The organism is Sphingobacterium micropteri (assembly GCF_014692515.1).
In the GTDB taxonomy this organism is placed as follows: Bacteria; Bacteroidota; Bacteroidia; order Sphingobacteriales; family Sphingobacteriaceae; genus Sphingobacterium; species Sphingobacterium micropteri.
In genome coordinates, this window is the sequence record NZ_JACOIK010000008.1 from 169,923 (window position 1) to 189,848 (window position 19,926).

Sequence of the window (19,926 nt, forward strand, 5' to 3'; positions counted from 1 at the left end):
CTATATTTTGATGACTTATCCATAATTGCCTCCAATTCTACTGAATATTAAATTGGGGTGCCATAGCGTTTCCGAGCCATAAGTCATCCTTATAGCCTTCGTGCGCTGTGGTTCAAAACCAGTTTTTAATAGAAATTGAATACCTACGTTATTATCTACAGGTAAAACAGCGGTATCTACGGCGCTATATTTGAGCTCCATTAATCCCAAACCCGCTCGCTTAGTCCTTGCATAAATAGGTCCTTGCCCCAGCTGTGGCAAATAATAACCTTCAATCAGTCCTTCTTGCTCAAAAATTACGGCTCGTTTAAGATGATTTTCGAGCAATTCCTTTCGGTTTTCTCCATTTATTTCGTAATCCAATTTTAGAATTTGTTCATAATGAGCAGTTGTCGCTACCTTCAATTTGTTCGACAAAGATTTTGGAGTCCAATCGTGTTCCCTCTTAAAAAATTGATATGCCCCGACTATCCTAAAACCGACTTTTTTATATACTGGTACACCTAAGTCTGTCGCGATTAAATTGATGGATGATGACCCGCTTTTGATCGCAGCCCCTACTAAGTATTTAACGATCTTATAACCAATACCTCGACCTCGATACGATTCGTCTACAATAATATGCCCCAACCATGCGGAACTTCCGTGTAATATTAAGGATCCAACACCAACAATGTTGTTTCCGTCAACAACTTTAATAGGATTGCAAAATGATTGCAGGCAGTATTCCATCAGATGTATGGTAATATCTCCCCATCCATTAGGCTGGAGGTGTCGGATAAAAGGTAAATCTTGTATACAGAGAGGTTGTATATCCATGCTTTAGTGAGTATTGGACCATATCGTCGTCCAAAGTACAATTTCAATGATTAATCTGTGTGAAGTGACATGTTGCAATTTACAAAAATATACCTAGGTAATGACTAAAGATATTTTTCGTTTTTATGTTCTTCTCATGAGGTCAAACAACCCCACCGTATAAAACAATCCGCAGCGAATACATTTCGAAACCTCTTATCGGATTCTCATCCCTCCTTAAACAAAAAAAGACATCCTATAAAGATGTCTTTTTGTGGAGCCGGAGAGATTCGAACTCTCGTCCAAACATAGTATGATTTACGCTTTCTACATGCTTAGTTTCTCTTTAATTGTCGGAAGAGGGAAGGTGAGAAACTTACCTATACCGTTCTCCTTAGTTGCTGTATCTCACAAGTGCTTAGCAACATCACACTTGCCAGTTCTATAGTTCGATGCCCCTGATGTTAGACCAAAGAACAGGATCTAACGGGACAAATAGCTATGTTAAGTCTAACTTAAGCAGCTAAGGCGTAGTTTTCTTCGCCAGTTATAAAGTTGAAAGTTCAGATTAAAGTGCTAGACTAACAATGCACTGCATGCTTACATAACCATCGCTATCCTGTCAATTCCGGTCGGCCCCATGATTATATAATCTACAAAATTACGAAAAATTATTTGTTTTTCGTTATATTTAGAACGGAAACAGATAATTTAGTTTTACTTAAACATATCTTCATGGCTACAGAAAAGAAATCAAATCCCGAAAATGAGCCGCTTAAAGAAACAGCGGCATCATCGGCAAAACCTACAGAAACCGTAGATAAGACCACCGTTGCAAAATCCGCTACTGCGAGCAAACCGAAGGCAACTTCTGCAACGAAAACCGCAGCGCCAAAAGCCAATAGCGCAGCGAAGCCTACGGCTACCGCAGCAAACAAGACGGCACCTGCTAAGCCTGCTACCGCTAGCAAACCAAAGGCTGCTTCTGCAACAAAAACCGCAGCGCCAAAAACCAATAGCGCAGCGAAGCCTACGGCTACCGCAGCAAACAAGACGACACCTGCTAAGCCAGCTACCGCTAGCAAACCAAAAGCTGCTTCCGCAACGAAAACTGCAGCGTCAAAAACCAATAGCGCAGCGAAGCCTGCGGCTACCACTGCAAGCAAGACTGCACCTGCTAAGCCAGTTACCGCTAGCAAACCAAAAGCAGCTTCCGCAACAAAGACCGCAGCGCCAAAAACCGATAGTGCAACTAAAGATACCCCTAAGATAAAAAAAGGTTCTACCTCGTCGTCAACTGAAAAAAGTGGACAGAAAAAGCAAAAATCGACCGATGCAAAGAAACTCGTAAAAGAGGCTTCTTATAAAAGCGAGGTAAAAGAACAAGTCAAGCCTGGCAAAAAGAAGGAAAAGGATAAAAAGGAAAAGAAGAAAGACAGCAAAAAGACCAATCCAAAGTCTAAAAAAACGATTGACAAGAAAACCAATGTAAAAGACGAAAAACCGTTTGGCGGACTCAAGAAGAAATTAAAAAAGCTGATTGAGGACGTACTGGATAAAAAAGAAAAGAAAGCAACAAAAGGAAAGAAAAAGAAGAAATAGAAATTTGCAGAATAGCCACGATTTAAGTAGTGGCTATTTTTTATCTTACATCATCCTACTCAACGGTTTACCACCGCTTCCCCACGCAGCCGTACAATTTTATCAATTTTAAGTTGTCGAGGATGGTCTTGTTCTGAAGTATTTTTGGAGACATAACTATAAAAAAAACGATACTTATTACTTGTATTCAACCGACGACCACCGCTAATGCCCGGTTTCCAATTACAGCTTAGTTGTCTTAGTCGCTTTAAGATGAGCTCTTCGTGTTCGTTTTTTGGCTTATAAGTATCTAGTAAACCAAATTTCCCTTCCCTATTTACAATAAAATCGATCGTACAACTATCTTGTATACGCTCACCCCGTGAATAACGAGAAATATCCAATAACATATTTATATCATTTGCCATACATTGCAAACCACCATTATATTCAGCCATAATTTCCGACGCTGTAAATAGATAGCGAAGAATCTCGTAATCCTTATTTATGTTATACGACTGAAAACAAGGCAAACCGAATTTCGTCTTTTGAGATGTTGATCCTAAATCAAGCCTATATACTCCTATAGGATAATTCGCCGCTGACTTAATCTGCATCCTAATCATATAAGATGTGTTTACAACATTATTGTTCTCCATTGCGGGTCGCCATCCTGATTTTAGACGCTCAATCATCCGTTTTATTTCAGCTTCTTGTTCAACTGATATAGATTCCTCCTTTTCCGTTCTGATCACGACATTTTGCTGGATAGCCTTTTCATCATTTTCAAATCGTATTGACGTATAAACGTCTGCCGAAAAAAAATCGTCAGATGAAAATAACGGGGATTGACGCAATAGACTATCCATGTCCTGTTGAAATAATGCCTCTCCTCTGTCTGTTCCATTGATACGCGAAACCTTATATCTCATCTCTTGTGTCAAATCTTCCTTGAACACAAATTTTTGTTGAGCAAGCAACGGACAATATAACGACACCCATATTATAATTGCGATAAACTTCATTAGCTGTAAATAGGATAAGGAAAGATACGATTTTTACGTTATAAGATTATTTCCATAGATTTTCTGATCTGGACACCATATGTATCCCTTAGTTCTTCAAACCGCTGCCGTGTACTGTTTTCAAAACCGGCAATAGGAGACATACAGTCTTCCAACAACGTAATACGCGAGGTAATCGATCTATCGGCTGCATAATACTCCAAAATCTGTTCCACAGAAGCTAACACGCAGTGGCTGGAAGCTTCACCGGCGATAAAAATAGCATCATACGCACGGATGGCATTAAGCACCGCATGGTTTACGTAGTGTTCCTTGTCGTATTCCGCTTTGATGATACCATACATTTCGGTGTATGGATTCTGTCCTTTATAAACCAACTTAGGCTTCGTGTTACGTACTGCTGCATGAAAATATAACATTTTTGTAAACTCCGACTCGAGTTTAGCGCCAAATGTGCCCTCCAAGCAATGATATGGCCAGATACAAAGTTGCTTTTTACCCTCAAATTCCAGGTTGCGTAAGTAGTCTAAAGAACGTTCTGTCTCTCCATTGGCTACTGTCCAGGTTCCATTTGCAACATCATGATAGCGGATAATCGTAAAAGGTTCTGGGTGCTTCCCCTCCTTGTCCAGCCACCAAACCGGGTGGAAAATTTGCATCATCGAATGGCAATCCAGGCTACAGATTACTCCCGTCAGTGATTCGATATGACGATACATCCATTTCGTCAGCCGTCGTACATCTCCCTTCGAGCCCGCTACAGCCAGACTACCGATGCCTTCCATAAAATCATTTTGCACATCGATAGCTAAAAGTAGCGTTCGTTTTACATCCTGTGAAGCAGGTGCAATATTTTCTCGTTGAGCTAATGCCAAGATATCGGCTAAGTTTTCTCTGCTAACAAATGAAGCGATGTGATTGACGTTAACAATATCTTCGTAAGCTGCTTTCATATCATAAATAGGTGAACATATAATTACCGAATACCCTCCCACCAAGCGCTATTCGACGCAATACTATCCATATAAACCACCTGCCCTATCTGAGGAGTAACGACATCAACATTGCTTTCCTGAGCCGCTTTGGTAATCCTGATGAGCGGTTCATCCCAAGGGTGGTTCGCAAGCGGAAATTTAGAAGAATGGACAGGAATCACATAAGCCGCTTGCAGATCCTGTGTAGCTTGAACAACCTCTTCGGGCATCATGTGGATATTATGCCACATCTCATTGTACTGCCCGTTTTCTAAAATCGCAAAATCAAAAGGTCCATATTGTTGTCCTATTTCTTTGAAATGCTTACCATAACCACTATCGCCACCCAGAAACAATTTTTTAGAACCATTCAGAATGAACGATGACCAAAGCGTCGTATTCCTTTTAAAAGTACGGCCCGAAAAGTGTCTTGCTGTAGTAGAAGTAATTTGCATACCGTCCAGCTCCACGCTGTCTCCCCAATATAGTTCTGTAATCCGATTAGCGGGATAACCCCATTTTTCTAAGTGTGCTCCTACCCCTAGACCGGTGACAATATGTTTAACTTTATGTTTAAGCTTCATAAATGTGTTGTAGTCCAGGTGATCCCAATGATCATGCGTGATGAAAAGTATATCTATCTCGGGCATGTCCTGGACGGTGTAATTATACGTGCTATTGAAAGCCCGTACGTTAATACGTACTGGTGTAGCGTATTTGCTGAAGACCGGATCAACTAAAATTTTCTTTCCATCCAGTTGGATAAAATACGAGGAATGCCCAAACCATACGTAAAGGTTACTTTCCGCAGGAAGCGTGTGCAAGTCAGTTTTGACGACAGGTATGGAATCTTGAGGTACATTGCGCACTTTTTTGGTAAAGAAGAATGCTCTGATAATATCCCGATAAGTAACCCCTTCTGCTAGTGCCGGCGTAGGCTCTAGGTTATCAAACGCGCCGTTTTGATAATTGGGTTTGCTTTCCATCAGCGCAAGACGATCCCCGGTAGCATTTGCACCGAATCGATCATGCCGCAAGTAAATAAGTCCACCGATAACGATCAGTATAATGAGGACAAGTAGAATCTGCATACTTCGAATTAAAAACTTTTTCATTGATGCAGCCAAAATTAGGGGGAATACACATCATCTAAAAGTCATAATCTGCAGGTATCAAAATGCAACTGTCATAAAACGCCAATTTAGTGTATCGATAATCGTGAGCTGGTTGGTCTCTATCGGCAGCCCCGTAACCATTTTAAGTACCTGCATGGCCATCATCGTACCCACAATTCCCGGTAGCGGACCTAACACACCGTTACGATCACAATTGGGCACGTCTTCGGGATTTGGAGCCTGTGGAAACAGATCCCGGAGATTTTTGCTTCCCTGAAAATTAAAAACAGCTACCTGTCCTTCAAAAGCGAAAATGCTGCCATAAACGAGTGGTTTATTCAGCGCTACACAGGCATCATTCACGATATAGCGTGTTGTAAAATTATCAGAACCATCTACCACAATATCATAATCACGGATGACATCCTGGACATTTTCGGCGTCTATTTTTTGACAGACCGGAACGAAGGTAATATGGCTATTAAAATCCCTTATAAAACCAGCTGCGCTCTCCGTCTTGGATTTTCCAACCGTACTTTCGCGATGAATGACCTGCCTGTTGAGGTTATGTATTTCCACGTCGTCAAAGTCAACAACCGCTAGCGTTCCTATCCCTGCAGCCGCTAAATACTGTATGACCGGGCTGCCCAGTCCACCTGCGCCGATCACGAGGACCTTGGCATTGCCGATCTTCCGTTGCCCATCTACACCTATCTCTTCGATAAATATCTGTCTGCTATATCGCTTAAACACGTCGTTTGTCTGCATCTTTTTTTATTACCAATAAATATCCCAATCTTTCATAACGGGCTCATATCCTGCTTGATAAATAACCTTTCGTACTTCGTCCATGCTACGTTCGTCGCTGGTTTCGAACTGTTCCAAAGATTGCGGATCCACCACATATCCTCCAGGATTGGTTTTCGATGCCGCACTCATTGTCGTAGCACCCAGCGAAATGATATGGTTTCGGAATTTTTCATTCTCCCGGGTCGAAATGGAAATCTCCAAATCTGCGTTCCAGATCCTATAGGCACAGATCAGCTGCAGCAAATCCCGATCTTCCATGATAAAGTTGGGCTCTATAATACCTTCAGCCGGCCGCAGACGCGGAAAGGAAACGGAATATTTCGTCTGCCAGTATGTTTTCTGCAGGTAATCAATATGCAGCGCATTGAAGAAACTGTCTACCCGCCAATCTTCTAAACCCAACAAAACGCCCAGACCTATTTTATGTAATCCCGCCTGCCCTAACCTATCGGGTGTATCCAGGCGGAATGCAAAGTTTGACTTTTTACCTTTCGGATGATAACGCTTATACACCTCTTCATGGTAGGTTTCCTGGTACACCAGCACGGCGTGCACGCCAGCTTGATGCACAGCTTCATATTCTTCTAACGACAATGGTTGTACTTCGATGGAGATATGTGCAAAATGTGGACGTAACAGCTTTATGGCCTGGAGAAAGTATTCTATACCCACTGTTTTATTGGCTTCGCCGCTGACTAAGAGGACGTGATTTACGCCCATGGCTTTCAGCGCAGCGGCCTCTTGCATAATCTCGATACTGCTCAAGGTTCTGCGCTTGATTTGGTTATCCATGCTAAAACCGCAATACGTGCAGATATTCTGACATTCATTGCTAAGATACAGCGGCGCATACAGTTGTATAGTTTTTCCAAATCTCTTTTGGGTAAGTTGTTGCGTCAACTGCGCCATCTCTTCCAGCGAATCACTCGCCGCGGGTGATAACAGCACTAAAAAATCATCTATTGTTTTTTTAGTCTTGTGCAGACTGCGCTGTACATCTGCTTTACGAGCGCTATAAATGCGGTCGTGAATGGAAGTCCAGCTATATTGATGAAATGTATTTTCAAATGATTGCATTTTCTCCGTTATTTATGTAGCAAAAAATCCGTCAAAGGGCTTGATGGCGCTGCAACTGCATGCGAGGCCGGCAAACCGGCTTCATAAGCTCTTCGTCCGGCAACGACCGCTTCTTTAAATGCTATCGCCATTGCCGCCGGATCGTTTGCAACCGCTATGGCTGTATTGACCAGAACCGCATCGGCTCCAATCTCCATGGCTTTCGCGGCATCCGAAGGCGCACCGATACCCGCATCCACGACTACAGGGACGTTACTCTGTTCAATAATGATTTCCAGAAAATCTAACGTTAACAAGCCTTTGTTACTGCCAATCGGAGCACCAAGCGGCATCACCACGGCTGTACCCGCTTCTTCCAATCTTTTGCATAAGACAGAATCTGCATGAATATAAGGCATCACGACAAAGCCATCTTTTGCCAATAATTCGGTAGCCTTGAGCGTCTCTATCGGGTCAGGCAGCAGATATCTTGGATCGGGATGGATTTCCAATTTCACCCAGTTGGTTTCCAAGGCCTCTCTAGCCAGCTGTGCTGCCAAGATAGCTTCTTCGGCATTTCGCGCACCCGATGTATTCGGTAATAGATTGACATGGGGAATTTGTAACGCCTGCAGCAAATCGTCCGAATCCGACTGTAAGTCCACACGCTTCAAGGCCATGGTTACCAATTCCGATCCGGAACGACGAACGGCTTCGGCCATCTCTTCTAATCTACCAAACTTCCCTGTTCCTAGAAACAGCCTAGAGTTAAATGTTTTATCTGCTATCGTTAATATATTCATCGTAATCGTTTTTTAAAGTCAGAAACAATCGTCGGCGTATCCGTTATAACCTTGGATACAGCGACACCATAAATTCCTTCAGCTAACAAGGATTGGATGTCGGTGAGGCCAATCCCTCCGATCGCATAAATCGGGGGACAATGTATAGCCCGATTTTTTAGATATTGCATGATCTCCCGATACCCCTCCAGACCTAAGATCGGGCTCAATTTCTCCTTGGTTCTCGTCGTTCGATATGGCCCTAGGCCAATATAGCTGCACCCCTCGTCTATTCTTTTTATAACATCTGTTATCGTATTGGCTGTGCCGCCGATTATCTTCCCTTGTCCGAGGACACTTCGTGCCTTTTCGATTCCCTCATCGTCCAATCCGAGATGCACGCCATCGGCATCGATATGTTTGGCAACCGCAATGCTGTCATTAATGATACAGATAGCCTGGTATTGCTGACATTGTTGTTTTACCTGCTCAGCGAGTTTTATACGCTCTTCGTCGGCAGCCGTTTTCCAACGTAGCTGGATCCAATCGGCTCCGTGATCCAATGCTTGCTGGATATGATAGGCTTGTTCTTTAGCCGTAGTGCCTTGTGATATATATTGTAGTTTACTTAGCTTCATGATGAATCTCCGTATGGATGTTTTTATGTATCGTATCAAATACCTGTATCGGCTGCGGACTGTTCCAAATAGCGCCCAATAGGGCGATCGCATCTGCTCCTGCTGTAAAAACCTGTCCATAGTTCTGTTCGTCTATACCGCCTAACCCGACGAGTCGCACGTGTGGATTGCGCCGCAGACGCAAATCGTGCAAAACGGTATGGGTTATACCGTATCCTTTTTTAGAGATACTGGGAAAAACCGGTGATAAAAAAGCATAATCCCATAGAGCATCCAAGGTATTGAACGTTGTGATGGTATGAACCGATGTAGATAAAGTAAACCCAGTCATGAATGCTTGCTGTTTATGCTGCTTCCGGTCTTCTTCGCGAACATGCAGGCGCCCGATACCGAGTTCGTTTGCTAAGTGAAAATGCGAATGCAACACCACCTGTTTACGATAGTCAGGATCAATAGCGTCTACATAGGCCGCCATCTCCACATCGGTAAGCTGATATTTCCGAATATGAAACAGCGATAGTCCGCGTTCCAAAAGCGTATTGACAATCGCTGATTCATGCGCTACAGGCTGTTCCGGCGACAGCAGTATGATCATAGATAGATTTCTTTACCTTGTTCTATAAATTCTTTGGATTTCTCTGCCATTCCCTCTCTGGCCACATCTCTAATCTCTTGTGTGATTTTCATCGAACAGAATTTTGGGCCACACATCGAACAGAAATGCGCTACCTTGGCGCCGTCTGCGGGGAGGGTCTCATCGTGGAATTCACGTGCTGTATCGGGATCCAGCGATAAATTGAACTGGTCTTCCCAGCGGAACTCAAACCTCGCTTTGCTCAAGGCATTATCCCTATACTGCGCTCCCGGGTGTCCTTTCGCCAAATCAGCTGCATGAGCTGCCAGTTTGTAGGTAATCACACCATCTTTCACATCTTTTTTATTGGGCAGCCCCAGATGTTCCTTCGGCGTAACGTAACATAACATCGCACAACCATACCAGCCGATCATAGCCGCTCCAATAGCGGACGTAATATGATCGTATCCCGGAGCAATATCCGTAGTCAATGGACCTAACGTATAAAAAGGCGCTTCATCGCACTCTGCCAGCTGTTTATCCATATTCTCCTTAATCATATGCATCGGTACATGCCCTGGTCCTTCGATCATCACCTGCACATCGTGTTTCCACGCAATCTTAGTCAACTCTCCCAAGGTTTCCAGTTCGGCAAACTGGGCCGCATCGTTGGCATCCGCAATGGCGCCTGGGCGTAGGCCATCCCCTAGTGAAAAGGCCACATCATAGCGCTTCATAATCTCGCAGATTTCTTCGAAATGGGTATATAAAAAGTTCTCTTTATGATGAAACAGACACCATTTTGCCATGATAGATCCCCCGCGGGAAACAATACCCGTTACGCGGTCTGCCGTCAAATGGATATACCGCAACAGGACACCAGCATGGATCGTAAAATAGGACACGCCTTGTTCCGCCTGCTCTATTAACGTATCTCTAAAGATTTCCCATGTTAAATCTTCGGCAATGCCTTTTACTTTCTCCAACGCTTGATAAATCGGTACTGTTCCGATCGGTACCGGTGAATTACGGATGATCCATTCCCTGGTTTCGTGTATATTTTTTCCGGTGGACAGGTCCATAATGGTATCGGCTCCCCATCGACAAGCCCATACGGCTTTTTCTACCTCTTCTTCGATACTTGACGAAACCGCACTGTTTCCGATATTGGCATTTATCTTCACCAAAAAATTGCGCCCGACGATCATGGGTTCACTTTCGGGGTGATTGATATTATTGGGAATAATGGCTCTTCCTGCTGCGATCTCATCGCGTACAAATTCGGATGTGATTTTCTGTTTTGGCGTGTGCGCACCAAAACTATGACCGTCATGCTGTTGACGCATAGCCGTTGTTGCTGCTTCCAACTGTTCTATACGCTGGTTTTCCCGAATGGCGATATACTCCATTTCAGGTGTAATCATCCCTCTTTTAGCATAATGTAGCTGCGTTACATTATATCCTTCTTTAGCAACCTTCGGTTTATGGCTATATTCGAAACGTAATTCGTCCAAGCTTTGGTCGGCCAAGCGTGCTTTTCCATATTCGGAACTGATATTGTCCAACACTTGTACATCTCCCCTGTCCAATATCCATTGCTCACGAATCCTGGCAAGACCTTTACGGACATCTATTGCTGCATGTTCGTCTGTATAAGGACCAGAAGTGTCGTACACGGTTATTGGCGGATTAATTTCTAACGCTCCTGTACTTAATCTCGTTGGATGTTGCGCAATCTCGCGCATGGCAACCTTAATCGGGAAGAGCTTCCCTTCGACGTAGACCTTTTTGGAATTCGGAAATGGCTTGTGTGTGATTGTTTGCTTGATCATAATATGCTGATTGATAGATGACGGAATTAACCACCTTGTGTGGCCGTGATGATGAGAATAAAATCCTTGTCTCGTAATACAGTAGAGGCCCATTGTGTTTTGGGCACAACTTGGTTATTAACGGCTACGGCAATACCTTTGGATTTCCCCGGAGCTTCCAATTGCATTAACTCCTCCAATGAAGCCGGAGCCTCTCCAAAAAACTTTTGTTGATGATTGATGATAAGTTCCATTCCTGTTGACATTTTATTCTAATAAATAAAACTTTAGGAATGGCTACGACAATGCGGAATGCATCAGTGAAGACATCTTACTTTTCCCTACGCCAGTATGATCCGGATCAGGTTCAAAGGGTAAAATCTCAGTCTGCTAAACGCAGACACCCCTAAAGTGTGGGACTAAGATAATACTTTTTTTGGAATAAAACCTAATACTTCCAACAAATCCTGCTTGGATAGACCATCTAAATAAGATTTATCGGTCTTAATCAACGCTTGCGCCAGCTTATTCTTTTTCTTTTGCAGATGCACGATTTTTTCCTCGACCGTGTCCGAACAGATTAGCCGAACGGCCACTACATTTTTCTGCTGACCGATACGATGGCTACGATCTATCGCCTGATTTTCTACGGCGGGATTCCACCAAGGATCAACAAGATAAACATAATCCGCTTCGGTGAGGTTGAGCCCCACCCCACCCGCTTTCAGACTAATTAGAAATACACGGACATGCTCGTCTGTTTGGAAATGCTTCACCGGAGTTCCTCTATCTTTCGTCTGTCCAGTCAAGTACACAAACGGAATATCTTTACGCTCCAGTTCAGCTTTAATCAAGTCCAGCATCGCTACAAACTGCGAAAAAACAAGAATTTTATGTTCTTTGGCTTGGCTTTCGATTTGTTCCGTCAGCACTTCAATTTTGATCGCGTTATCACCAGAATGACCTTCTTTAAGCAACACAGGCGAGTTACAAATCTGGCGGAGCTTGGTTAACCCCGTCAATACATGCATACTATTTTTATGAATTTCGGATTCATCAGTCGCCGATATAAATTCCCGTAACTCTCTTTCATAAGCGTCATAAATCCGGCGTTGCTCCGCATTCATTTCGCAATAAATGATCATTTCCGTTTTTTCGGGCAATTCTTTTGCAACTTGCTTTTTTGTCCGGCGTAGTATAAATGGTCTAACCTTCTCTTGAAGTTCCACCGCGCGCTTATTGTATTCAAATTTATCAATCGGAAGGGCATACGTATCTCTAAAATATTGCTTGCTACCCAGCAATCCCGGACAAGCAAACGATAACTGTCCGTAAAGATCGAATGTATTATTCTCCATAGGTGTTCCTGTCAATACAATTCTATTGCGTGACTGCAAAAGTCGGGCAGCTTTGTATCGTTCAGAACTTGGGTTTTTAATGGCTTGCGATTCATCCAAAAAGATATAGTTAAAACGGAACGTTTTCAGAAAACGGATATCTGACAGTAACATACCGTAACTGGTCAACACCACTTCATATTGGTCCATCTCCTCGACACTTTTACCCCTTTCCGCTCCGTAATGCAATAGTGTTTTTACGGACGGTGCAAATTTGGATAATTCTTCCTGCCAGTTGAATAACAAAGAGGTCGGCACAATAACCAGATTCGTTGTATGTCCATATTTTTCCCGTTGCGTTAAGATAAAGGCAATAATTTGCAAGGTTTTTCCTAACCCCATATCATCCGCAAGGCATCCCCCAAAATTGAAGTTATCCAAAAAGTTTAGCCATTTCAATCCTTCCCGTTGATAGTCCCGCAGTTGCGCCTGTAACGTAGTCGGCACCGAAACCGCTGAAAAGCTTTTATGTTTTACGAATTGTGTCTGATAAGCTAGGATTTCGGTTTGTACTTCTGCGCTCAAAACGTCTTTCTCAAATAGCTTTGTTACCTCGGAAAAGTTGATTTTTGGAATTTTAAGCAATTCCTTATCGATTTCGCCTATTTGAAAATAACGGGAAATTTTGGTTATCCATTCCTCGGGCAATATCCCCTGTGTGCCATCATCCAGCTGCACAAATTTGCTTTTGTTCCGAATGGCACGGTACACCTGCTTTAAGCTGGCGTTATTTTTCCCAAAACGGACTTTCAATTTGGCGTTAAACCAATCTACACCACTGATCACCTCGATACTTATCTTCGCCCGGTGTGGATTTAGCCTATTACTTTTAAGCTCATGGAATCCCAATATGGTAATTCCTTTTGCCCGCCATACCTCAAAGGCTTCCAGAAACCAATCTTCATCCAAAAACTGATCTTTGTGCAAATAGAAATATTCATGTCCTTTCATTTGCTCCCGAAAATCCGGGTGTTGTTGCATCACAACTGACGTAAGGCGTTCTTCCGCTTCTTTATCCCGTTCGATTTTGAATTCGTTCCCGTTTTGATCGGTGTCTAGCAGTTGTTTCTGGGAATACACGGGAATCTCGATAGCACCGTATTTCATTACCGGTGTTATGGATATATAGTTGCCTTCTTGGTGTAAGTATATAATGGGTTCCGTTTCGAAGTTTTTTTCCGCCAATTGTACCGGAGTAGCAACGCGGATATAACTATAATCAATATGCAGCAACTCCTCCAATGGTGCCAATACCGTTTGAAAGAATTCGTCATATTTCGAAGCATGCACCAGCAAAATCTCGTTATTTGATTTAAAAAATCTAATCACCCGAAGCATATCCGGATGGTCTACGAAATAGAAAACCTGTTGATGGTAAACGAAATAATCATGCCGAATAACCGTATTCTTAAATGGAAGTGACGTATCATTAAATTGTAATTCTCCGGTAACCTCGTAAAATGGTTCTTTTTTAAATACCCGCAACCGTATCTCCGCTTTTAGCACCGCTAATTCAACAGGCAATAATGACTTTGCTGTAACCGTTTCTGAAATATCTCGATCGTGATAGTAAACCTCCAAGTCTAATGGATTCGCAACAATCAATTTTAATGCTTCCGATTCCGCTTCTGTATGATCTTCACTATAGGTCTGTTGAAAAGTCGTAAGGGCGGTGTAGAATTTAATTTCCTGTGGATCATCCGCTTTCCAAACGAGCTTTATCGGATCTATGTTCGCTATCGGATTCTTGATTTTGCCGGATTGTGTTATAGCCGCTTCCATCAACAGGAAGTTCAACTGTTGGTAATAGCGATGTCTACCGATCACCAATAGCTGTTTTTTACCGATATCCTTTGCATTCAAGTCCTTTAAAAAGGATTGCTGTTTAGGTAGTAGATCTTTTCTGAAAAGCTGCTCATCCATAGGGAGCAATTCTTTGATCCTGGTTTCCATATGAAGTTTTCCTTCTTGATGACTCAACTGGAAATAACTATCCAAATGCGGTTCGTTTTCCAAACCGTAGTATTTCGCTTGCGCCAACAACGTTTTATGCCGAAGCATCTTATCAAAGAAAATACGATAGTCCTTTCGTTCCAGAATACCGTAGATGATTTCGGCTTGATGTAGACACAGTGTAGAAGAACCCTGCATACAAGAACAGGAAGATATAATAGCATTACCCATCTGGCTCACCGCCACATTCGGAAATCCTACCACATTTATTTTCGTGAATACACCTGCATTCAATGCTAATGAAATAGCGGAAATATGTTGAAAATCTCGCTTCTCCATAAAATCTCCACTTGCTGTATGTTTCAGCAACTCAAATACCGAAAGGCTTTCTATGTTTGTATTAGCTAATGTATACTCTTTTGGTAATTCCGTCATGAAATGCAAATGAACTAAAAAACAGTCAAATTCTTACAATTAGTAAAGTTAGGATATTATCTTAATTTTGTGCCGACATTATCCCACAACAAAGAGAGTTTCCACACATGAATATTAATGCCGTTTCCCGAAAAAAGCGTTTTGTTATACTGTTAATACTAGGTTTACTATCTGCTATCGGTCCATTTTCGATCGATATGTATCTCCCCGCTTTCGAAACCATCGCTTTAGATTTCGAAACAACCATTGAACATATACAGCTTTCGCTGACTGCCTTCTTTATTGGCATCGCATTTGGCCAACTCATCTATGGCCCGCTACTAGACAAATTTGGACGGAAAAAACCACTTCTTATAGGCTTGGTGATCTACATGGTCGCTTCTATATTGTGTGCCTATACAAAGGAACCTAACCATCTTATCTTTTTACGTTTTATCCAAGCGCTAGGTAGTTGCTCCGGTATGGTAGCGAGCCGCGCCATGGTACGGGATATTTTTGAACCTAGGGAAGCCGCCAAGGTATTCAGTATGCTCATGTTGGTTATCGGTATCTCTCCTATTTTAGCGCCTAGCGTCGGCGCTTTTGTGCTGACCAATTTTGATTGGCATATTATTTTTATCATACTAGCTTTACTAGCCCTTTTGATCTTTTTAGGTGTCATTTTCATCTTACCCGAATCCTACCAAGGTAACAAGAAGATGTCTCTACATCCTAAGTATATTATAACTGATTTTTGGCAAGTTTTTCGGAACCCAACATTTCTTTTATACGCCGCTGTTGGTGGCTTCGCATCAAGTGGGCTATATGCTTATCTATCTGGTTCACCTTTTGTTCTACAACAATTATTTGGCCTGTCTGAAGCCCAGTACGGCGCAGCCTTTGCATTAGTCGCATCCTCGTTGATTGTGGCCACCCAGCTTAACCGCGTTTTTTTGAATAAATGGAATAGCGAAGGAATTTCCAAAAAAGCAAGTCTTTTACAAGCATCTGTTGGTATATTGCTCGTTGCCATCACCTTAGTAGGCGGTATGAATCTCTATATATTGCTTGTTCTTATCTGTCTTTTCCTTTGTAGTCAAGGCTTCATCTTTCCAAACACATCCGCCTTAGCATTAGCTCCATTTAGCAGACTTGCAGGCATTGCATCCGCGCTTTTAGGGTGTATCCAAATGGCATTAGGTGCGCTAACTTCCGCTTCCGTCAGTTATTTCCACAACGGTTCGATGGTACCCATGGTTGCTGTTATGTGTGCTAGTGCAACAATCGCCTGCGTGATATATTGCTTCGTTGACAAACGCCGAAGCCATACTTAGCGACCTCTGATTAGCAGACTTCCAAGAAACAAAGACACAAACTATTTCTATCGTTTTTTGTTCTTTAGATAGGAAACCGAGATGTAAATAGCTCTCATCAACCATTGAACAAAAAAATAAATAGATGAAAAGTACTTTAGATATTGATGTTACATCCTTTTATCAAACGCAGTTTAAGCGCTTGAAATGGGCGTTGAACGATCAAACAGAAAACGAATCGAAAAGCGCTCTAGAAGAGGAGTCCATAACGAGCAAAAGCGAAATAAGAGAAGCCATGGAGGATCACATCGAACATATAAGGGCTGCTCTTCCCGAAGGAAGTGTACTCAATGATTATGAAGTTGCCTTATCTTTTGATCCACAGACAGAGGAGAAACAAAAAGCGGAATTTACGACGATATTCAACGAATTCAATACAAGAGACGAATCTAATTAAAGATATTATGTAAGTTTGGGCGGGTTATGATTCATAAGAACTACATCCGGATTATCAAACTTGCATTTCCGGTTATTCTGGCTAATGCTTCCGTTCCCCTATTAGGATTGGCGGATACTGCGGCTATCGGACAAACCGGAGCCGCCGTAGACTTGGGTGCCATAGCTTTGGCATCATTAATTTTTAACTTTGTGTATTGGGGGTTTGGTTTTCTCCGGATGGGTACAACCGGTTTTATATCGCAAGCAGCCGGAGCGAATGATACAGATGAAATGCATGCCTTATTATTCCGGGCAGTATTATTAGGGGCAACAATCGGTCTAGTCCTTATCATACTTCAACGACTGATTGGCGAAACGGCCATCAGCTTACTAAAAGCAAGCGATGAAATTAAAACCCTTGTAAGAGACTACTTCTATATCCGTATCTGGGGAGCTCTGGCTACCTTAATTACCTTCACGTTATTAGGTACACTTATCGGAATGGGCTGGACAAAGCACTTGCTGTTCGTCCAATTATTTCTCAACGGACTTAATATCCTTCTCAATGTACTTTTTGTTGTGGGATATGATCTTGGCGTGCGCGGCATTGCGTTCGGTACGGTAATAGCCGAATGGTCTACATTATTTTTCGCGGCTTACCTACTCATCAAAAAGATGCAATTACGGAGTCTTTCCCACCGTTTGCAGCAATTGCGGTCTCGTGTCTTCGATAAAGAAAAACTTATTGCCTTGTTTAAAGTCAATGGCGATATCATGATTCGCACCTTGGCCCTGCTTAGCGGTTTTGCTTGGTTTGCCAATCAGGGAGCAGAGTTCGGCGATCAAGTTTTAGCCGCCAACCATGTCCTCTTGCAATTTGTGTCCCTCTCTGCCTTCTTTCTGGATGGCTATGCCCATGTCGCCGAAATGCTGACAGGCAAAGCATATGGAGCAAAAGATAAAGCCTATTTTATCGAGCAGGTTCGGCATTCCAGTATTTTAGCAGGTATTACCGCGTTAATCCTCGCGTGCAGCGTATACATGCTAAGCGATTTCCTCATTTCGCTGCTCACGAAAGATATGCAAGTTCAAGCAATAGCTTCTGCCCACAGTCTGTATGCTGCTATTTACATTGCATTATCTTTCGCCGCTTTCCAACTAGATGGCGTTTTCATCGGCGTAACAAAAAGTGTGGAAATGCGAAACGCAACACTGATGGCTTTGTTTATTTTCATCGGCTCGGCCATGTTGTTAACACCTCCCTATGGTAATGTGGGCCTATGGATTAGTTTTATTATTTATGTCGTTGCACGGGCCGTTATGTTAGGTATATACTATCCTAAAATATTACGGGGGATGGTAATTACTTAACAATTTTCTATATTTATAGGAATAAAAATGAAATATGTCTTCTATTCGATTATTATTTTTATTCATTGCGGTATATATCGGTAGCACAGGGTCTTCTATGGGGCAAGATACCGTGGTTTCTCTTGCGGATACAGCAGCAGAAATATCTTCCAAAGCGAACGATCTCCTCCAGATACGCGAACAACAAAAGCAAGATTCCCTCCAACGGAAGAAGCTCGAAACACAACTCATCTCCTTATCCACACAAGGGGACAACGAGCGGCAGCGTCTTTTACAAGAAATCAACATATTAAGAAGCCGGGATTCCATTCTGTATGCGAAGAGGAAACAAGCAGTAGACTCGCTGCGAACGTTAAACAAAGGTGTACCCGTCGTCCCATTTAAGGACACCCTATTTACGGTATATACGCAAGTCGGGAGTTACACCCCCCAGGAACGGGCTGCCGCCGTCGAAAACCGAATCCGCTCGCTTGCGGACAATTACAAATTTGACGTAGACTCCTTACGTCTGGAGCAGAACGAAACCAATTGGATCGTTTATTGGGAAGACCAGATGATTGCCAGCATAGGTGATGAGGATGCCATGTGGGCCGATCTTCAAACAGCGCAGTTGGCAAACACATATCTACAGAATATCAAAGATAGTATCGTCCAATATCGGGAAGATACCAGCCTGCAAAAAATAGCATTAGGTGTTGTCTTTGCCGTTATCATTATACTCGCCGTGGCACTCATTATTAGCGGCATCGGAAAGATGATAAAGTGGGTCAAAAAACGATTACTCTTATTACGAGGTAATCTTTTCCAAGGTTTCCGTATAAAGGGCTATGAGCTAGTTTCCGCCAAGCGGCAGATAAAGTTCATCTGGACGCTTCTCAACTTCGTGAAGTGGATACTTATCTTAACGTCGGTTTATCTCGCACTTCCGATATTGCTGAACCTGTTCCCAACAACGGAGGGCTATGCGCCTATCCTGTTAGGGTACTTTATCAAACCCATCAAAGATGTTGCCCAGGCTGTGGTCCGCTACCTACCTAATTTGATAACAATACTCGTTATTTGTATTATTTTTAGGTACCTATTGAAAATGCTCCGCTTCTTTGCCCAGGAAATACACAATGGAGCATTGAATTTCCCCGGATTTTATAAAGAGTGGGCATTGCCTACCTATCAGATTGTCCGCGTGTTACTATTCGCTTTCTTGCTGATTATTATCTTTCCGTACTTTCCGGGAGCCGACACCCCCATATTCAAAGGTGTTTCTGTCTTTATCGGTGTTCTTTTCACGTTCAGTTCAGCAGGCGCACTGGGCAATATCATAGCGGGTCTTCTATTAACCTATATGCGTTCGTTCTCTATTGGTGACCGCGTGAAGATTGGTGATGTTTCAGGCGACATTATTGAAAAAAGTTTATTGGTAACCCGTATTCGTACGATTAAGAATGAAGTCATTTCCGTTCCGAATTCGCAAGTCATGAATAGCCATACAATCAATTACAGTATGGATGTAGAGGCGAATCCGTTAATTGTGTACACACATATCACCATGGCTTATGAAATCCCCTGGCAGCAAGTACACGAGCTGGCAAAAAAAGCATGTGAACAAGTAGATTTATTGGAGAAGACCCCCGCACCTTTTATTCTACAAACAAGCCTTGACGATTTTTATGTCACCTATCAAATCAATGCGTATACACGGAACCCTCATAAACAGGCGGCTATCTATTCTGAATTACACAAACACGTCCTGGATGTATTTCATGCGGCTGGAATAGAACTTTTGTCTCCACATTTTCGTGCCGTACGTGATGGCTCGGAACTCGATATGCCGACAGCATTTAAGAAAGATAAAGACATTCCAAAACAATAAGGTATT

The 19,926-nt window shown here is 42.7% G+C and carries 17 protein-coding genes, 1 other RNA gene and 1 riboswitch; of the genes, 5 read left to right on the forward strand and 13 right to left on the reverse strand.

Annotated elements, in window-relative coordinates:
• Positions 1-15: 15 nt before the first annotated feature.
• Both H8B06_RS12570 and ssrA read right to left on the reverse strand, forming a co-directional pair.
• Entirely contained in the window at positions 16-819 is an 804-nt protein-coding gene (locus H8B06_RS12570; RefSeq protein ID WP_190994623.1) for a GNAT family N-acetyltransferase, read from the reverse strand.
• A gap of 251 nt (positions 820-1,070) precedes the next feature.
• Positions 1,071-1,438, reverse strand: a transfer-messenger RNA (tmRNA) gene (gene ssrA / locus H8B06_RS12575).
• A gap of 95 nt (positions 1,439-1,533) precedes the next feature.
• Between ssrA and H8B06_RS12580 the strand changes: the two genes are divergently transcribed.
• Complete coding sequence (locus H8B06_RS12580) at positions 1,534-2,400, forward strand: prolipoprotein diacylglyceryl transferase (RefSeq protein WP_190994624.1); 867 nt, start codon at positions 1,534-1,536, stop codon at positions 2,398-2,400.
• 59 nt (positions 2,401-2,459) lie between these two features.
• Here the strand turns inward: H8B06_RS12580 and H8B06_RS12585 are convergent, their stop codons facing one another.
• The 11 genes from H8B06_RS12585 to H8B06_RS12635 form a co-directional block, all read right to left on the reverse strand.
• A complete protein-coding gene (locus tag H8B06_RS12585; protein WP_190994625.1) occupies positions 2,460-3,311 on the reverse strand; it encodes a hypothetical protein in 852 nt (283 codons plus the stop codon).
• Positions 3,312-3,442: 131 nt separating this feature from the next.
• Complete coding sequence (locus H8B06_RS12590; RefSeq protein ID WP_190994626.1) at positions 3,443-4,357, reverse strand: cysteine hydrolase family protein; 915 nt, start codon at positions 4,355-4,357, stop codon at positions 3,443-3,445.
• Between the two features lie 23 nt (positions 4,358-4,380).
• Positions 4,381-5,469: an MBL fold metallo-hydrolase gene (locus H8B06_RS12595; protein WP_190994720.1), complete on the reverse strand. Its 1,089-nt coding sequence runs from the start codon at positions 5,467-5,469 to the stop codon at positions 4,381-4,383.
• 81 nt (positions 5,470-5,550) lie between these two features.
• Positions 5,551-6,261, reverse strand: a complete 711-nt coding sequence (locus tag H8B06_RS12600) for a HesA/MoeB/ThiF family protein (protein ID WP_190994627.1) — start codon at positions 6,259-6,261, stop codon at positions 5,551-5,553.
• Between the two features lie 9 nt (positions 6,262-6,270).
• Positions 6,271-7,380, reverse strand: a complete 1,110-nt coding sequence (gene thiH, locus H8B06_RS12605) for a 2-iminoacetate synthase ThiH (protein WP_190994628.1) — start codon at positions 7,378-7,380, stop codon at positions 6,271-6,273.
• 8 nt (positions 7,381-7,388) lie between these two features.
• Entirely contained in the window at positions 7,389-8,162 is a 774-nt protein-coding gene (locus H8B06_RS12610) for a thiazole synthase (protein WP_223857652.1), read from the reverse strand.
• Positions 8,159-8,779, reverse strand: coding sequence for a thiamine phosphate synthase (gene thiE, locus H8B06_RS12615; protein ID WP_190994629.1), 621 nt, complete (start codon positions 8,777-8,779; stop codon positions 8,159-8,161). The genes H8B06_RS12610 and thiE overlap by 4 nt, the downstream gene beginning before the upstream one ends.
• A complete protein-coding gene (locus tag H8B06_RS12620; RefSeq protein WP_190994630.1) occupies positions 8,766-9,374 on the reverse strand; it encodes a thiamine phosphate synthase in 609 nt (202 codons plus the stop codon). Before H8B06_RS12620 ends, thiE begins: the two co-directional genes overlap by 14 nt.
• Positions 9,371-11,185 carry a phosphomethylpyrimidine synthase ThiC gene (thiC, locus tag H8B06_RS12625; protein WP_190994631.1) on the reverse strand — a complete coding sequence of 605 codons (1,815 nt, stop codon included), beginning with the start codon at positions 11,183-11,185 and terminating at the stop codon, positions 9,371-9,373. The genes H8B06_RS12620 and thiC overlap by 4 nt, the downstream gene beginning before the upstream one ends.
• A 26-nt stretch (positions 11,186-11,211) precedes the next feature.
• Complete coding sequence (gene thiS / locus H8B06_RS12630) at positions 11,212-11,430, reverse strand: sulfur carrier protein ThiS (protein WP_223857653.1); 219 nt, start codon at positions 11,428-11,430, stop codon at positions 11,212-11,214.
• Between the two features lie 55 nt (positions 11,431-11,485).
• A riboswitch (TPP riboswitch) is annotated at positions 11,486-11,582 on the reverse strand.
• Position 11,583: 1 nt separating this feature from the next.
• Positions 11,584-14,949 (reverse strand): DEAD/DEAH box helicase, encoded by a 3,366-nt coding sequence (locus tag H8B06_RS12635; protein ID WP_190994632.1) that lies wholly within the window; start codon positions 14,947-14,949, stop codon positions 11,584-11,586.
• Positions 14,950-15,056: 107 nt separating this feature from the next.
• Here H8B06_RS12635 and H8B06_RS12640 point away from each other — a divergent pair, with 107 nt between their 5' ends.
• The 4 genes from H8B06_RS12640 to H8B06_RS12655 all read left to right on the forward strand — a co-directional run bounded on the left by H8B06_RS12640 (position 15,057) and on the right by H8B06_RS12655 (position 19,920).
• Complete coding sequence (locus H8B06_RS12640; protein WP_223857654.1) at positions 15,057-16,262, forward strand: multidrug effflux MFS transporter; 1,206 nt, start codon at positions 15,057-15,059, stop codon at positions 16,260-16,262.
• Between the two features lie 124 nt (positions 16,263-16,386).
• Entirely contained in the window at positions 16,387-16,698 is a 312-nt protein-coding gene (locus H8B06_RS12645; protein ID WP_190994633.1) for a hypothetical protein, read from the forward strand.
• A gap of 26 nt (positions 16,699-16,724) precedes the next feature.
• Entirely contained in the window at positions 16,725-18,050 is a 1,326-nt protein-coding gene (locus H8B06_RS12650) for an MATE family efflux transporter (protein ID WP_190994634.1), read from the forward strand.
• 34 nt (positions 18,051-18,084) lie between these two features.
• On the forward strand, positions 18,085-19,920 hold the full coding sequence (locus tag H8B06_RS12655) for a mechanosensitive ion channel family protein (RefSeq protein ID WP_190994635.1): 1,836 nt from the start codon (positions 18,085-18,087) through the stop codon (positions 19,918-19,920).
• Positions 19,921-19,926 lie beyond the last annotated feature (6 nt).

Coding starts and splice junctions, on each gene's coding strand:
- H8B06_RS12570 (WP_190994623.1), bottom strand. CDS start 819: ATGGATATACAACCTCTCTGTATACAAGATTTACCTTTTATCCGACAC.
- H8B06_RS12580 (WP_190994624.1), top strand. CDS start 1,534: ATGGCTACAGAAAAGAAATCAAATCCCGAAAATGAGCCGCTTAAAGAA.
- H8B06_RS12585 (WP_190994625.1), bottom strand. CDS start 3,311: ATGAGATATAAGGTTTCGCGTATCAATGGAACAGACAGAGGAGAGGCA.
- H8B06_RS12590 (WP_190994626.1), bottom strand. CDS start 4,357: ATGAAAGCAGCTTACGAAGATATTGTTAACGTCAATCACATCGCTTCA.
- H8B06_RS12595 (WP_190994720.1), bottom strand. CDS start 5,469: ATGCAGATTCTACTTGTCCTCATTATACTGATCGTTATCGGTGGACTT.
- H8B06_RS12600 (WP_190994627.1), bottom strand. CDS start 6,261: ATGCAGACAAACGACGTGTTTAAGCGATATAGCAGACAGATATTTATC.
- thiH (WP_190994628.1), bottom strand. CDS start 7,380: ATGCAATCATTTGAAAATACATTTCATCAATATAGCTGGACTTCCATT.
- H8B06_RS12610 (WP_223857652.1), bottom strand. CDS start 8,162: ATGAATATATTAACGATAGCAGATAAAACATTTAACTCTAGGCTGTTT.
- thiE (WP_190994629.1), bottom strand. CDS start 8,779: ATGAAGCTAAGTAAACTACAATATATATCACAAGGCACTACGGCTAAA.
- H8B06_RS12620 (WP_190994630.1), bottom strand. CDS start 9,374: ATGATCATACTGCTGTCGCCGGAACAGCCTGTAGCGCATGAATCAGCG.
- thiC (WP_190994631.1), bottom strand. CDS start 11,185: ATGATCAAGCAAACAATCACACACAAGCCATTTCCGAATTCCAAAAAG.
- thiS (WP_223857653.1), bottom strand. CDS start 11,430: ATGTCAACAGGAATGGAACTTATCATCAATCATCAACAAAAGTTTTTT.
- H8B06_RS12635 (WP_190994632.1), bottom strand. CDS start 14,949: ATGACGGAATTACCAAAAGAGTATACATTAGCTAATACAAACATAGAA.
- H8B06_RS12640 (WP_223857654.1), top strand. CDS start 15,057: ATGAATATTAATGCCGTTTCCCGAAAAAAGCGTTTTGTTATACTGTTA.
- H8B06_RS12645 (WP_190994633.1), top strand. CDS start 16,387: ATGAAAAGTACTTTAGATATTGATGTTACATCCTTTTATCAAACGCAG.
- H8B06_RS12650 (WP_190994634.1), top strand. CDS start 16,725: ATGATTCATAAGAACTACATCCGGATTATCAAACTTGCATTTCCGGTT.
- H8B06_RS12655 (WP_190994635.1), top strand. CDS start 18,085: ATGTCTTCTATTCGATTATTATTTTTATTCATTGCGGTATATATCGGT.